The 13162-nt window shown below is 73.3% G+C and carries 13 protein-coding genes; 8 read left to right on the top strand and 5 right to left on the bottom strand.

Going from position 1 to position 13162, the window contains the following annotated elements; all coding sequences use genetic code 11:
* Window positions 1-137 precede the first annotated feature (137 nt).
* Window positions 138-1673 (top strand): FAD/NAD(P)-binding protein, encoded by a 1536-nt coding sequence (locus ASF45_RS07295; RefSeq protein WP_056659387.1) that lies wholly within the window; start codon window positions 138-140, stop codon window positions 1671-1673.
* Between the two features lie 13 nt (window positions 1674-1686).
* On the opposite strand, the gene ASF45_RS07290 is transcribed toward ASF45_RS07295, so the two are convergent.
* Window positions 1687-2880, bottom strand: a complete 1194-nt coding sequence (locus ASF45_RS07290; RefSeq protein ID WP_056659384.1) for an L-dopachrome tautomerase-related protein — start codon at window positions 2878-2880, stop codon at window positions 1687-1689.
* A gap of 98 nt (window positions 2881-2978) precedes the next feature.
* Between ASF45_RS07290 and ASF45_RS07285 the strand changes: the two genes are divergently transcribed.
* Window positions 2979-3968, top strand: a complete 990-nt coding sequence (locus ASF45_RS07285; protein ID WP_082550858.1) for a LysR family transcriptional regulator — start codon at window positions 2979-2981, stop codon at window positions 3966-3968.
* On the opposite strand, the gene ASF45_RS07280 is transcribed toward ASF45_RS07285, so the two are convergent.
* From ASF45_RS07280 to ASF45_RS07270, 3 genes are read right to left on the bottom strand one after another with little or no spacing between them, the layout of a single operon-like run.
* A complete protein-coding gene (locus ASF45_RS07280; protein WP_056659381.1) occupies window positions 3928-4575 on the bottom strand; it encodes a response regulator transcription factor in 648 nt (215 codons plus the stop codon). The two genes, ASF45_RS07285 and ASF45_RS07280, sit on opposite strands and share 41 nt — an antisense overlap.
* Window positions 4572-5945, bottom strand: coding sequence for a histidine kinase (locus ASF45_RS07275; protein ID WP_056659378.1), 1374 nt, complete (start codon window positions 5943-5945; stop codon window positions 4572-4574). Before ASF45_RS07275 ends, ASF45_RS07280 begins: the two co-directional genes overlap by 4 nt.
* Entirely contained in the window at window positions 5942-6910 is a 969-nt protein-coding gene (locus ASF45_RS07270; protein ID WP_056659375.1) for an alpha/beta fold hydrolase, read from the bottom strand. The genes ASF45_RS07275 and ASF45_RS07270 overlap by 4 nt, the downstream gene beginning before the upstream one ends.
* 179 nt (window positions 6911-7089) lie before the next feature.
* Here ASF45_RS07270 and pqqA point away from each other — a divergent pair, with 179 nt between their 5' ends.
* The 6 genes from pqqA (at window position 7090) to ASF45_RS07245 (ending at window position 12074) form a co-directional block, all read left to right on the top strand.
* A complete protein-coding gene (gene pqqA / locus ASF45_RS35990; RefSeq protein ID WP_189686872.1) occupies window positions 7090-7164 on the top strand; it encodes a pyrroloquinoline quinone precursor peptide PqqA in 75 nt (24 codons plus the stop codon).
* A gap of 61 nt (window positions 7165-7225) precedes the next feature.
* Complete coding sequence (pqqB, locus tag ASF45_RS07265) at window positions 7226-8149, top strand: pyrroloquinoline quinone biosynthesis protein PqqB (protein WP_056659372.1); 924 nt, start codon at window positions 7226-7228, stop codon at window positions 8147-8149.
* Window positions 8150-8155: 6 nt separating this feature from the next.
* On the top strand, window positions 8156-8911 hold the full coding sequence (gene pqqC, locus ASF45_RS07260; protein ID WP_056659369.1) for a pyrroloquinoline-quinone synthase PqqC: 756 nt from the start codon (window positions 8156-8158) through the stop codon (window positions 8909-8911).
* A complete protein-coding gene (gene pqqD / locus ASF45_RS07255) occupies window positions 8908-9189 on the top strand; it encodes a pyrroloquinoline quinone biosynthesis peptide chaperone PqqD (protein WP_056659366.1) in 282 nt (93 codons plus the stop codon). Before pqqC ends, pqqD begins: the two co-directional genes overlap by 4 nt.
* Window positions 9186-10313, top strand: coding sequence for a pyrroloquinoline quinone biosynthesis protein PqqE (pqqE, locus tag ASF45_RS07250; protein ID WP_056659363.1), 1128 nt, complete (start codon window positions 9186-9188; stop codon window positions 10311-10313). Before pqqD ends, pqqE begins: the two co-directional genes overlap by 4 nt.
* Window positions 10314-10370: 57 nt before the next feature.
* Window positions 10371-12074: a tetratricopeptide repeat protein gene (locus tag ASF45_RS07245; RefSeq protein WP_056659360.1), complete on the top strand. Its 1704-nt coding sequence runs from the start codon at window positions 10371-10373 to the stop codon at window positions 12072-12074.
* A gap of 63 nt (window positions 12075-12137) precedes the next feature.
* Here the strand turns inward: ASF45_RS07245 and ASF45_RS07240 are convergent, their stop codons facing one another.
* On the bottom strand, window positions 12138-13112 hold the full coding sequence (locus tag ASF45_RS07240) for a LysR family transcriptional regulator (protein WP_056659357.1): 975 nt from the start codon (window positions 13110-13112) through the stop codon (window positions 12138-12140).
* Between the last annotated feature and the right edge of the window lie 50 nt (window positions 13113-13162).

Genomic DNA, 13162 nt, shown 5'->3' with positions numbered 1-13162 from the left:
CCGGGGCGCCCACAGGCGCCGGGCGGCGTTGCGCCGCTTGTCCGTATCCCGATACGGACTGCGCGACGCGCCTTGCCCGACACCTGCGGGCACCCCGTCGTGAGCCCAACCCATTCCTTCACAAGCTCTGAGCCACCATGCCCTCTTCCGACACACGCCCCCATGTCCTCATCGTCGGCGGCGGCCTGGCCGGCACCGCCGTCGCGCTGCGCCTGCTCAAGGACGTGGAGCAGCCGATCCGGCTGTCCATCGTCGAGTCGCGCGCCACGCTGGGCCTGGGCACGGCCTACGGCACCACGCACCCCGAGCATCTGGTCAACGGCCTGGCCAGGCTGTTCAGCCTCTACGACGATGAGCCCGACCACCTCGTGCGCTGGCTGCGCGCCGGCGCCGCCGCAGGCGGCTGGCAGCCGCCGGCCGGCGTGGCGATCGAAGACAGCATGCCGCCGCGCCAGGTCTACGGCGCCTACATCCTGGCCAGCCTGACGGCGGCCATCTCCAGCGCGGGCCGGCGCGTGGAATTTCGCCACCTGCAGGCGCGCGCGGTCGATGTGGTCGCGCAGTACGACACCGGCCGCCCGCGCTACCGCGTGGTGCTGGACGACGGCTGCGAGGAGCTGGCCGACGAACTCGTGCTGGCCACCGGTATCTTCGCCAGGCCGCTCGCCCGCCAGGCCTTCGCGGTCGGCGCGGGCGTGGCGGCGTCGCCGCGCTACGTGGGCGACATCTGGCATCCGCAGGCCTGGGACGGCGTGGCGCAGGACGCGCAGATCGTCTACCTGGGCGCGGGCCTCAGTGCGGTGGACAGCCTGATCATGGCCGAGAAGGCCGGCTTTCGCGGCCAGCACCTGGTGCTGAGCCGGCGCGGCCAGGGCGTGCGCGTGCGCGAGGACGTGCAGCCCTGGCCCGACTTCCTGCGCTACCAGCCCGATGCGGTGTCGCTGCGCGGCCTGCTCGCACAGATCCGGGCGCAGCGCCGGGCGGTCCGCGCACAGGGCGAATCCTGGCAGCGCCTGGTGCCGGCCATCCGTGCCCATGTGCCGCAGCTGTGGTCGCTGGCCAGCGCGCGCGACCGCCGCCGCTTCCTGGGCCGGCTGCGGGCCTACTGGGAGGCCTCGCTGCACCGCAGCGCCGCCGCACCGCTGGCCTGGCAGGACCGCGTGCACGAAGAGGGCCGGCATCGCCACGAGGCCGGCCGCGTGCAGTCCATCGCGGTGCAGGCCGATGGCCGCCTGGCCGTCACCTGGCAGCCGCGCGACGGCCGGCCCCTGCAGACCGTGGTGGCCGACCGCGTCGTCAATTGCCTGGGCTTCGATTTCGACTGGCGCCACATCGACGATCCGCTGGTGCGCCAGCTGGTCGCGCGCGGCCTGGCCCAGCCCGACCCGCTGGGCTTCGGCGTGCAGGCCACGCGCGAGACGCATGCGCTGCGCGATGCGGCCGGCCAGCCGCGCTCCGGGCTGTACGCCGTGGGCCATGCGCTGCGCGGACTGATCTGGGAGTCCAACGCCATCGGCGAGCAGGTGCCGCAGGCCGGCACCGTGGGCCGCGCCATCCTGCAACGGCTGGCGCCCGCGGCGGCGGCCGAGGCGCTGGCGCGCGCTGCCGCCGCAGCCGGTGCGACCGTGCGGGCACAGCGCGAGAGCCAGGCGAGCGGCGCCGCGCCGCGCTGAGCCGCCCCGTGCCTCAGGGGCGCAGGCGCCAGAGCTCGTAGCGCTCGTCGCCCGCCTTCACCGCACCCGCGAAATGCTGGTTCAGATGGCTGGCCGTGAACACGAGGAAGCCATCGGGGGTGAAGGCCGGCGTGTCGGGCCAGTGCACGCCCGCGTCGGTGGCCAGCACGGCCATGGCGCGCGTGGCCGGGTCGTAGCGCACGATGCCGTTGCGCGTGACGTCGGTGATGTAGAGCCGGCCATCGCGCCCGGTGGCGATCCCGTCGGTGTTGCCCCCGACATCGCCGATCGGCACCACCGCCGCGGCCACGCGCACCGCATCCGCCTTGGTGTCGCGCAGCACCGCGGTGGCGATCGCATGCGCCTGCGTGCCGGTGGTGACGGTCCAGTACAGCGTGCCCGCATCCGGCGACAGCGCGATGCCGTTGATGCCCAGCACCAGTGGCTGGGCGGGCCAGACCTCGGCGCCGTGCGAGAACACCCTGGCGCCCGGCTGCGGCATCACGGACGGGTGCTGGTGCAGCACGCGCCGGCTGCGGCCCGTGGCGAAGTCGGCCACGACCAGGCCGGCCTGGTTGTCGGGCGCACTGCGCAGCCCGCTGTCGGCGACGTAGGCGATGCGCCGCCGCTCGTCGACCGCGATGTCGTTGAGGAAGCTGCCCTTGCGGTCGGCCACGCCGTCGAGCGCGATGCGCCGGACCACGCGCCCGCTGCCCAGTTCGTAGACCACGATCTTCTGTCCGCCCGCGGGCGCCTCGGCCTCGCCCGCGACGAAGCCCATGTCCAGCGCCCAGAGCCAGCCGTTGCGCGTGTCCACGTGGAAGCCCAGCACGTTGCGCAGATGCGTGGCCGGCGCCGCGGCGATGGCGTTGCCGTCGTCCGACGGGAAGGCGGTCAGCCGCGCCGGGCCGCCGTCCGATGCCGTGTCCAGCAGGCTCAGCGTGGCCGGCGCATCGGCGGCGACCAGCCGCGGCGTGCTGACGAAGGCGCGGCCACGGGCATCGAAATGGATGCCGGCGATCGGCGCGTTGACGGAGTGGCGGAACGGCGTGGCCGCCGCGTCGCCGCGGCCCCAGCTCACGCCGTTGTAGCTGCGCCAGCGCTCCAGCGCGGGCGGGGCGCCCTCGGCGCTCCATGCCGTGTGTGCCAGTGCCAGCGTGGCCGTGGCGGCCAGCAGGGCATGTTGCAGGGTTCGAAGCTTCTTCATGGTGTGTCCGGTTCAACAAGGATGCGTCGGACTGTATTGATGCCTTTGAAGAAGATAAACGTGCTACAAGGAACTTCATTGGTTCTTATGGAGACCAAATGAGCCGGAATTTCGAGTACCTCGGCGATGTCGAGGTCTTCCTGGCCGTGGTCGAGCACGGTTCGTTCACCGCGGCAGCGGCGGCGCTGTCGACCACGGCCTCGGTGCTGAGCCGCGCGGTCGGCCGGCTGGAGGCGCGGCTGGGCCAGCAGCTGCTGCGCCGCACCACGCGCCGCATCGGGCTGACCGATGCGGGGCGCCGCTACATGGACCAGAGCCGCCAGGCCTTCGAACTGCTGAGGGAGGCGGAGAACGAGGCGCGTTCGGCCAGCGCCGCGCTGAGCGGCCGCGTGCGCATCAGCGCCCCCACGACCTACGGCCACTACCGCCTGCCGGCGCAGCTGCAGGCCTTCGCCGCGCGGCATCCCCAGGTGCGGCTGGAGCTCAACATCACCAACCGCAACGTCGACCTCATCGCCGAGGGCTTCGACATGGCGATCCGGCTCGGCGAACAGCCCGACAGCGGCCTTGTCGCGCGCCGACTCGAAGATGCGCGCCTGCGCCTCGTCGCCGCGCCCGGCTACCTGGCGCGTGCGGGCGTGCCGCAACGGCTGGACGACCTGCGCGCGCACGCCTGCCTGCCCTTCGTGATGCCGCGCACGGGGCGCCACGGTGCCTGGTCGTTCCGTGTCGACGGCGAGGACCGGGACTGGCAGCCCGATGGGCTGCTGGAGGTGTCCGACGACGTGCTGGCCACGGTGTCGCTGGCCGAGCAGGGCATGGGCATCTGCCAGACCTACGACTTCGTCGTGCACGAGCGGCTGGCCAGCGGCCGGCTGGTCGAAGTGCTGGCCGGCTTCGGCGGGCGCACCCGGCCGTTCTCGCTGATGTACGCGCCGCACCGGCATGCGTCGGCGGCGGTGCGGGCGCTCATCGATGCCTTGTGCGGCGCGGCGGCCATCGGCAGCGGTGGCGCTGCCGGGCCGCAGACACCGGGCCGGCCGGCCGCTACACCTGGATCAGCCCCCAGCGCAGCGCCACCAGCGTGAGTTCGGCCTGGTTGCTCGCGCCCAGCTTCTGCTTGACGCGGTACAGGTGCGAGCCCACGGTGCTGAGCGACAGGTTCAGCGTGGCGGCGATCTGCGCCACCGTCATGCCCTGGGCCAGTTGCAGGAACACCGAGAACTCGCGCGCGCTGAGCGCTTCGGCCGGGTTGGCCGTGCCGTCGAACTGCGCGGCGGCCAGGGCCTGGGCCGTGGCCGCGTCGATGTAGCGCTCGCCGCGTGCCACCGCGCGCACCGCGGCGATGAGTGCCTCGGGCGCGCTGCGCTTGGCCAGGTAGCCGAGCGCGCCGGCCTGCAGCATGCGGCGCGGGTGCACGCTGTCCTCGTGCGCCGACAGGCCCAGCACGCGGGCCTTGGGGTCGTGCGCGAGCAGGCGCCGCAGCGCCTCCAGGCCGCCCATGCCGGGCATGGACAGGTCCATGACCACCACGTCCGGCTGCACCTGCGGGTAGCGCTGGCAGGCCTGCTCTCCGGTGTCGGCCTCGGCCGCGACGTCGATCTGCGCGTCGGCCAGCAGCATGCGAAAGCCCATGCGCACGAGCGCGTGGTCGTCGACCAGCATCACGCGGATCGGCGGGCTCGGGGGGGTCATGCGTTCTCCTGGGCGGCCGGCAGCGCCAGCCGCACCGTCAGTTGGGCACCGCGCGGGGCGGCCGGTTCCAGGCGCAGCGTGCCGCCCAGGCTGTCGATGCGCTCGGCCAGCCAGCGCAGGCCGTAGTGGCCGGTGCCGCTGGGGTTGGCCGCGGCGTCAGGCGGGCCGCGGCCGTCGTCGCGCAGCGTGAGCGTGAGGTGCCGGGCGTCGCAGTGCAGGGCCAGCACCAGCTGGCGCGCTTCACCATGGCGCAGCGCATTGGTCATGCCCTCCTGCGCGGCGCGGTACAGCACGAGCGCGGTGGCGTTGTCCAGCCGCAGGCCCTCGGGCGGGGCGTCCAGCTGCCAGTCGACCTGCAGGCCGGCGTGGCTGGCGCGCGTGCGCTCGACCAGGTCCTGCAGCGCGGCCACCAGGCCGAATTCGTCCAGCACCAGCGGCGTGAGCCGCGGGATCATGCCGTGCATGGCGGTGTACAGCCGGGCCGACTCCTCGGCGATCAGCCGCGCGGCCTGCTCGGCCTCGCAATCCAGCGCCTGCACGCGCTGCGCGATCGACAAGGCCATGCTGCGCACGGCCGTGACCGACTGGCCCAGCTCGTCGTGCAGTTCGCGCGCGATGAGGCGGCGCTCCTGCTCGATCTTCTGGTCGACCCAGCGGCCCAGCGCGCGGCTTTCGGACAGGCGGTGCTCGGCCCGCACGGCGCGCCGCTCGGTCTCGATGTGCTGGTGCAGCATGCCGACCATGCGGTTGAAGGCCGCGCCGATGGCGCGGGCCTCGGTACCGGGCAGGGCCGGCAGCGAGACGTCGAAGCGGCCGTTCTCCAGTTGGTTGAGCGCGCCGACGATGTCGGCGAACGGCCGCGTCGCGCGGCCCACGGCCCAGAACACGCCGGCGTTGACGACGGCCAGCAGGCCCAGCGCGCTGAGCGCGAGGCGCACGGCATCGTCCCAGGCGTCCAGCACGGCGCGCGAGGCGTTGGCGTGCACGACCAGCTTGCCGTCCGGAAAGTCGATCGACATCTGCGAAGGCTCCGGCGCGACGATGCGTGCGAACCAGCCGGGCGCATCGCGGTCGGCCTTGTAGGGCGAGGCCGGTGAGCGGTACAGCACCTGGCCATCGGCATCGAGCAGCGTGATGTCGTTGGAGCGCACGCGGCCCACGCCCTGCAGGAAGGCCTGCATGACCTGCATGCCCTGGGCCTCCTGCAGCATGGCCGTGCGGTAGAGCAGCTGCGCCGCCACGCGGTTGGCGGCCACCACCTCCTCGTGCACGGACTCGCGCATGGCGCGCAGCGTGAGCGCCAGCATGGCGCCCACGAACAGCAGCGTGAGCAGGCTCACGATGGCGTTGATCTTGAGCCGCAGCGTCATGATGGGAAGTCGCCCGTGCGCGCATAGCCGTCGAGCGCGGCCACCATGGCCGCCGCCATGGCCGGCGCGGCCGGGTCGTGGCCGCCGGCATCGACCCAGTGCAGCTGGCTGTGCGCGATGCGCGCATGGACGGCCTGGGCGGCTGCGGGCGGGCAGATGCGGTCATCGCGTGCGTGCAGCAGCCGCGTGGGCACGCCGGGCAGGGCGGCCAGGCGCTCCAGCAGCGGCGGCCGGTCCAGCCAGCAGCCGTGCTGCAGGTAGTGGCTCTGCACGCGGTAGCGGTCGACCAGCGCGGCCAGTGCGTCGCCTCTGGGTTCGTCCGCCGCGCCGGCGGCGCCGCTCAGCGTGCGCTCCCACTGCCACCAGGCCAGGGCCAGGCGGCGCTGCAGGGCGCCGCCGTCCGTGGGCTCGGCCTGCAGGCCGCGGGCCAGGAAACCCAGCATGTCGTGGCGCTCGCTCTCGGGCGCCAGCGCCGCGAAGCGGGCCCAGGCGGCGGGCGCATGGCCGGCGCTGTCCTGGAAGAAGGCCGCGATGTCCTGCGCGCGCGGCAGGAACACCGCGCGCAGCAGCAGCCCTGCCACCGCCTGCGGCGCGTGCAGCGCATGGGCCAGCGCCAGCGTGGCGCCCCAGGAGCCGCCCACGACCAGCCAGCGTGCGATGCCCAGGTGCGTGCGCACGCGGTGCAGGTCGTCCAGCAGATCGGTCGTGCGGTTGTGCGCCGTGGCGCCGCGCGGCCGGCTGCGGCCGGCGCCGCGCTGGTCGATGGCGATCACGCGGTAGCGCGCGGGATCGAAGAAGCGCCGCAGCAGCGGCGAACCCCCTGAGCCGGGGCCGCCGTGCAGCACCACGGCGCAGATGCCATCGGCCGCGCCGCAGTCGTCCACCTGCAGCACATGGCCGTGCGTGGCCTCCAGCGCGAAGCTGTGGCGCGGGGCGGTGGCGGGGTACAGGGGGCTGGCGGGCACGCGGCATGGTAATGGGCGTCCGCGGCCGTCCGGCCTGCAGGCGGCTCATGAAAATCATGAACTGCGAATCAAGATTTCAAGCCTGGGCGCGGGCCGGCCGGCCCGGCACCATGCCCCTCGGAACACACCGGTTCCCGCAGCCGCCGCCCGGCGCTGCGCATTGTTCGAGGAGACACGACATGCAATGGCAACCCCCGACGGCCACGGATCTGCGCTTCGGCTTCGAGATCACGATGTACGTCACGGCACGCTGAGTCTGGCACCCGCCCCGGCGTGCCGGGGCGGGCCGTCTTCCTCTCCTGCATCGTTCCCACCATGCGCATCACCGTCCTCGGTTCGGCGGCAGGCGGCGGCTTCCCGCAATGGAACTGCAACTGCCGCAACTGCGCCGGTGTGCGCGCCGGCACGCTGCGCGCCAGGCCGCGCACGCAGTCGTCGATCTTCGTGCAGCCCGAGGCGGGCAGCGACGGCGTGCTGTTCAACGCCTCGCCCGACATCCTGGAGCAGATCCGCAGCCACCCTGCGCTGCAGCCGGCGCGCGCGCTGCGCGACAGCGCCATCGCCGGCGTGGTGCTGATCGACGGCCAGGTCGACCATGCCACCGGCCTGTTCATGCTGCGCGAGCGTGGCCAGCCGCTGCCGCTGTGGTGCACCGAGCCGGTGGCCGAGGACCTGAGCCAGGGCAATCCCGTGCTGCGCGTGCTGTCGCACTACTGCGGCGTCGCGCGCCACACCATCGCGCTCGATGGCCAGGACTTCGACGTGCCCGGCGTGCCGCACCTGCGCATGCGCGCGCTGGCGCTGGACGGCAAGGCCGCGCCGTACTCTCCGCACCGCGAGCATCCGGTCGCGGGCGACAACATCGGCGTGACGGTCGTCGACAGCCGCAGCGGCCGGCGCCTGTTCTATGCGCCGGGGCTGGGCGCGATCACGCCGCCCGTGTTCGATGCCATGGCCTGCGCCGACGTGGTGATGGTGGACGGCACCTTCTGGCGCGACGACGAGATGCTGCGCCTGGGCGTGGGCACCAAGCGCGCGCGCGAGATCGGCCACCTGCCGCAGTCGGGCGAGGGCGGCATGCTGGAGTGGCTGGCGCGGCTGCCTGCCACCACCCGGCGGCGCCTGCTGATCCACATCAACAACACCAACCCCATCCTCGACGAGGACTCGGCCGAACACGCGGCGCTGCGCCGTGCCGGCGTAGAGGTCTGCGAGGACGGCATGACCATCGACCTCTGAAGCACCATGCACGCCGACCGCATCCAGGACGCGCCGCCGTCCGCCCCGCACGATGCGCCCGCCTGGGACCGCGCGGGCTTCGAGGCCCAGCTGCGCGCGCGGGGCCGCAGCTACCACATCCACCACCCGTTCAATGTGATGCTGAACAGCGGCCAGGCCCAGCCGGCGCAGATCCGCGGCTGGGTGGCGAACCGCTTCTACTACCAGATCGCGATCCCGATCAAGGACGCGGCCGTGCTCTCCAACTGCCCCGACCCGGCGGTGCGGCGCGGCTGGGTGCAGCGCATCCTGGACCACGACGGCTTCGAACTCGGTGGCCTGCGCGACGCGGGCGGCCTGGAGGCCTGGCTGCGTCTGGCCGAGGCCGTGGGCCTCGCGCGCGCCGAGGTGCTGGACCTGCGCCATGTGGTGCCGGCCGTGCGCTTCGCCGTCGACGCCTACGTGAACTTCGCGCGGCGCGCGCCCTGGCAGGAGGCCGTGTGCTCCTCGCTGACCGAGCTGTTCGCGCCCGAGATCCACCGGCAGCGCCTGGCCACCTGGCCCGCGCACTACGGCTGGATCGAGCCGGCGGGGCTGGACTACTTCCGCAACCGTGTGGGCCAGGCGCGGCGCGACGTCGAGCAGGGCCTGGCTATCACGCTGGACCACTTCACCACGCGCGCGCAGCAGGAGCGCGCGCTCGAGGTGCTGCAGTTCAAGCTCGACATCCTGTGGGCCATGAACGACGCCATGGCCACACGCTACGGAGTGACGACGCCATGACCGACTTGCGTTCGGAGATCCAACCCCGCATCGGCCCCGGCTTCCGCCTGCAATGGGAGCCGGCCCAGGACTGCCATGTGCTGCTGTACCCCGAGGGCATGGTGCGCCTGAATGGCAGTGCCGGCGAGATCATGAAGCGCTGCGACGGCCAGCGCAGCCTGGCCGCCATCGTGGCCGAACTCGAAGAGGTGTTCGCCACCGAGGGGCTCGCGCCGCAGGTGCAGGAGTTCGTCGCGATCGCAGGCCGGCAGCACTGGCTGCGCTGGGACGCCGCATGACGGCAGAGCGCCCCGGCCCGCCGCTCTGGCTGCTGGCCGAGCTCACCTACCGCTGCCCGCTGCACTGCGTGTTCTGCTACAACCCGGTGGACTTCGCGCAGCAGCAGGACGAACTCGGCACCGACGACTGGCTGCGCGTGCTGCGCGAAGGCCGCGCACTCGGTGCCGTGCAGTGCGGCCTGTCGGGCGGCGAACCGCTGCTGCGCGACGACCTGGAAGTCATCGTGGCCGAGGCCGCGCGGCTGGGCTACTACACCAACCTCCTGACCTCGGGCGTGGGTCTGACGGCCGCGCGTGCCGCGGCGCTCAAGGCGGCCGGGCTGGACCACGTGCAGCTGTCGTTCCAGGACTCCACGCGCGAGATGAACGACTTCCTCTCGCACACCAAGACCTTCGGGCTCAAGAGCCAGGTGGCCAGGACCATCAAGGAGCAGGGCTGGCCCATGGTGCTCAACGTGGTGGTGCACCGCCTGAACATCGACCATATCGACCGCATCATCGCCATGGCCCACGCCATGGGCGCCGAATACCTGGAGCTGGCCAACACGCAGTACTACTCGTGGGCGCTGCTCAACCGCGACCAACTGCTGCCCACGGCCGCCCAGCTGCGCGAGGCCGAGGCCGTGACCGCCGCCTGGCGCCAGCGCCTGGGCGATGCCATGCGCATCTTCTTCGTGGCGCCCGACTACCACGAGGGCCGGGCCAAGAAGTGCGTGAACGGCTGGGGCAGCATGTTCCTGACGGTCGCGCCCGACGGCACGGCGCTGCCCTGCCACACCGCGAAGATGCTGCCGGGCCTGTCTTTTCCGAACGTGCGGGAGCAGGGCCTGCGCGAGATCTGGTTCGACTCCGAAGGCTTCAACCGCTACCGCGGCACGGGCTGGATGCAGGAGCCCTGCGCCAGTTGCGACCAGCGCGAGCAGGACCTGGGCGGCTGCCGCTGTCAGGCCTTCCTGCTGGCGCAGGACCCGGCCGCGACCGATCCGGTCTGCAGCAAGAGCCCGCAGCACCAGCGCGTGGCCGAGGCGGTGGCGCGCGCCGGTGCGCCGGTGGCGCAGCCGCTGGTGTTCCGCGCGCCGGAGAACTCGCGGCGGCTGGCGGCGCAGGGGACGACACCGGCCTGAAGCACGGCGCCGGCTGGACTACGATGCCGGCTCCCATGACCTGTTCCACCGCCCCGCATGGCGATTGATGCGCTGGACCGCGTGCTCGACGCGCTCGACAGCGGCGACGCCGAGCTGGCCTACCGCCTGGGCACGCAGGCCCTGCAGGCCGCACCCGGCGACGCCCCCTTGTGGAGTGCCTGCGGCATCGCCGCCCGGCTCGGCGAGCGCCCGGCCGACGCCGAACGCTGCTGGCGCCGCGCGCTGGCCTTGCAGCCCGATGCGTTGGCCACCCACCACCTGGCCAGCCTGTTGCGTGCGCAGGGCCGCGACGACGAGGCCCTGGCCTGCTACCAGGCCGCCGCCGACCACGGCAGTGCCGACGCGCGCTGCTGGGTCGGCCTGGGGGTGCTGTGCGCGGCCCGCAGGCGCCTGGCCGACGCCGAGGCCGCCTACCGCAGCGCGCTGGCGCTGCAGCCCGACGACGTGGCCGCGCTGACCAACCTGGGCCTGGTGCTGGAGCAGCTGCGTCGGCTCGACGAAGCCGAGGCCTGCCAGCGGCGCGCGCTGGCGCTGGCGCCCGGCCTGGCCGACCTGCACAACCACCTGGCCGGTGTGCTGGCGCGCTGGCCGGACGCGCAGCACGAGGCCGAGGCCGAATGGCACTACCGCGAGGCCCTGCGCCTGGCGCCGCAGGACGCGCGCCACGGGTCCAACCTTGGGGCCCTGTTGTACGACCTGGGCCGCGTGCAGGAGGCCGAGCAGGTGCTGCGCGCCGCCGTGGCGCAGGCGCCCGGCCTGGCCTCCGCGCAGATCAACCTGGGCCACCTGCTGCTGTCGGTGGGTCGGCTGGCCGAGGGTTTCGCCCATGCCGCGCGGAGCTACGCGCTGCTGCCGCCCACGGCTGTGGTGCCCGGCTTTCCCGAACCGCCACCGCCCGGCGCGGCGCAGCCCTGGACCGGCCAGCCGCTGCAGGGCCGGCGCCTGCTGGTCTGGCCCGAGCAGGGCCATGGCGACCAGCTGCAGTTCTGCCGCTACCTGCCGCTGGTGCGCGCGCAGCACCGGCCCGCGCAGATCACGTACGCAAGCACGGCCTCGCTGCTGGGCCTCATGCGCAGCGTCGCCGGTGCCGACAGGCACATCGCGTTGCAGGAGGCGCCGGCCGCCCTGGCCACGCACGACTACTGGGTGCCGCTGCAGAACCTGCCGCTGTTCTGCGGCACGCACCTGGAGACCATCCCCGCCGAGACACCCTACCTGTGGCCTGCGTCCGCCGGCGTGCTGCGCTGGGCGCCGCGCATCCCGCAGGCGCCGCGCAAGGTCGGCCTGGTCTGGCGCGGCAACCCGCGGCACGACAACGACGCCGAACGTTCCCTGCCCGGCCTGGCCACACTGGCGCCGCTCTGGCAGGTGCCGGGCGTGGTCTTCGTGAGCCTGCAGAAATGGGCCGGCGAGGAGGAGGGCCGCCGGCCGCCGGCCGGCCAGCCGCTCGTGCACCTGGGCAGCGCCACCGCGGACTTCTCCGACGTGGCCGCCATCCTGGCCCAGCTCGACCTGCTGATTTCGGTGGACACGGCAGCCTGCCACCTGGCCGGGGCGCTGGGCCGTCCCTGCTGGGTGCTGCTGCCCGCCTACCGTGTCGACTGGCGCTGGCTGCGCGGGCGTGCCGACACGCCCTGGTACCCACGCACGCGGCTGTTCCGCCAGGCCCGGCGCGGCGATTGGGCGGGCGTGGTGGACCAGGTGCGGCAGGCGCTGGTGGACTGGCGGCAGGGCCGGTAGGTCGCCGCGCGGGTGCCAGGCGCTCGCGGTCACGCACTGCGCGCTGTCGGGACATGCCGTCCCTCACCGAGATCGAAGGGCAGGGCCAGCTGCTGCTGCCCTTGTTGCGGGGCCGAGGCCAGCGTTCGACGCGCGCTGCGCGGGCGGCGCCTGCCGCGCGAACACCTGGTCGACCAGGAAGTCGACCAGCGCGCGCAGCTTGGGCGTCATGTGCCTGCCGGCAGGCCAGAGCACGTGGAACACGCCCCGGCTGTGCACCTGCGCCGGCAGCACGGGCACCAGCCGCCCGTCCGCCAGTGCTTCGCGCACCGCGAAGTCGGGCAGCCAGGCGATGCCGCGCCCCTGCAGGGCGAAGCACAGGCGCGTCTCGATGTTGTTGCAGATCATCGAGGTCGGCAGCACGGTCTCGCGGCCGTCGGGCGCGGCCGGCAGCGGCCAGACTTCCAGCTTGCCGCTGTGGGCGTAGCGGTAGTGCAGGCAGCGGTGCTGCGCCAGGTCCTGCGGCGTGGCGGGCGTGCCGTGCCGGGCCAGGTAGTCGGGCGACGCCACCAGCATGCGGCTGAACGCGCCGAGCAGCCGCGCGCTGAGCCGCGAGTCGGCGGGCTGGCCGGTGCGCACCACGGCGTCGAAACCTTCTTCGACGATGTCCACCAGGCGGTCGGAGAAATCCAGGTCGAGCTCGATCTCCGGGTACTGGCGCATGAAGTCCGCCAGCACGGGCAGGACCAGCGAACTGACCAGCGGCAAGCCCACGCGCAGCCGGCCGCGCGGCGCGGCCGTCGCCTGCGACAACTCGCCTTCGGCGGCCTCGATCTCGTCGAGGATGCGGCGGCTGCGTTCGAGGAACAGCTGGCCCTCGGCGGTCAGCGCGATGCTGCGCGTGCTGCGGTGGAACAGGCGCACGCCCAGGCGCTGCTCCAGCCGTGCCACGCTCTTGCCGACCGCCGAGGCCGACACGCCCAGCACCCTGGCGGCCCCCGCGAAGCTGCGCGCCTGCGCCACCTGCACGAACACCACGAAGCCGTTGAGGCTGTCCATCGCCATTCTTCCATTGCGCCATTGCGGACACCCCCGTCCTGGCAGCGCGG

The organism is Pseudorhodoferax sp. Leaf265, assembly GCF_001422365.1.
Classification (GTDB): domain Bacteria; phylum Pseudomonadota; class Gammaproteobacteria; order Burkholderiales; family Burkholderiaceae_C; genus Pseudorhodoferax.
This window is presented reverse-complemented; position numbering and strand designations above follow the sequence as displayed.

Excerpts from the sequence above, each read along its gene's own strand:
- pqqC (WP_056659369.1), top strand. The coding sequence starts at position 8,156 with ATGCACGCCGACCGCATCCAGGACGCGCCGCCGTCCGCCCCGCACGAT.
- ASF45_RS07245 (WP_056659360.1), top strand. The coding sequence starts at position 10,371 with ATGGCGATTGATGCGCTGGACCGCGTGCTCGACGCGCTCGACAGCGGC.
- pqqB (WP_056659372.1), top strand. The coding sequence starts at position 7,226 with ATGCGCATCACCGTCCTCGGTTCGGCGGCAGGCGGCGGCTTCCCGCAA.
- ASF45_RS07295 (WP_056659387.1), top strand. The coding sequence starts at position 138 with ATGCCCTCTTCCGACACACGCCCCCATGTCCTCATCGTCGGCGGCGGC.
- pqqE (WP_056659363.1), top strand. The coding sequence starts at position 9,186 with ATGACGGCAGAGCGCCCCGGCCCGCCGCTCTGGCTGCTGGCCGAGCTC.
- ASF45_RS07275 (WP_056659378.1), bottom strand. The coding sequence starts at position 5,945 with ATGACGCTGCGGCTCAAGATCAACGCCATCGTGAGCCTGCTCACGCTG.
- ASF45_RS07290 (WP_056659384.1), bottom strand. The coding sequence starts at position 2,880 with ATGAAGAAGCTTCGAACCCTGCAACATGCCCTGCTGGCCGCCACGGCC.
- pqqD (WP_056659366.1), top strand. The coding sequence starts at position 8,908 with ATGACCGACTTGCGTTCGGAGATCCAACCCCGCATCGGCCCCGGCTTC.
- ASF45_RS07280 (WP_056659381.1), bottom strand. The coding sequence starts at position 4,575 with ATGACCCCCCCGAGCCCGCCGATCCGCGTGATGCTGGTCGACGACCAC.
- ASF45_RS07285 (WP_082550858.1), top strand. The coding sequence starts at position 2,979 with ATGAGCCGGAATTTCGAGTACCTCGGCGATGTCGAGGTCTTCCTGGCC.
- ASF45_RS07240 (WP_056659357.1), bottom strand. The coding sequence starts at position 13,112 with ATGGACAGCCTCAACGGCTTCGTGGTGTTCGTGCAGGTGGCGCAGGCG.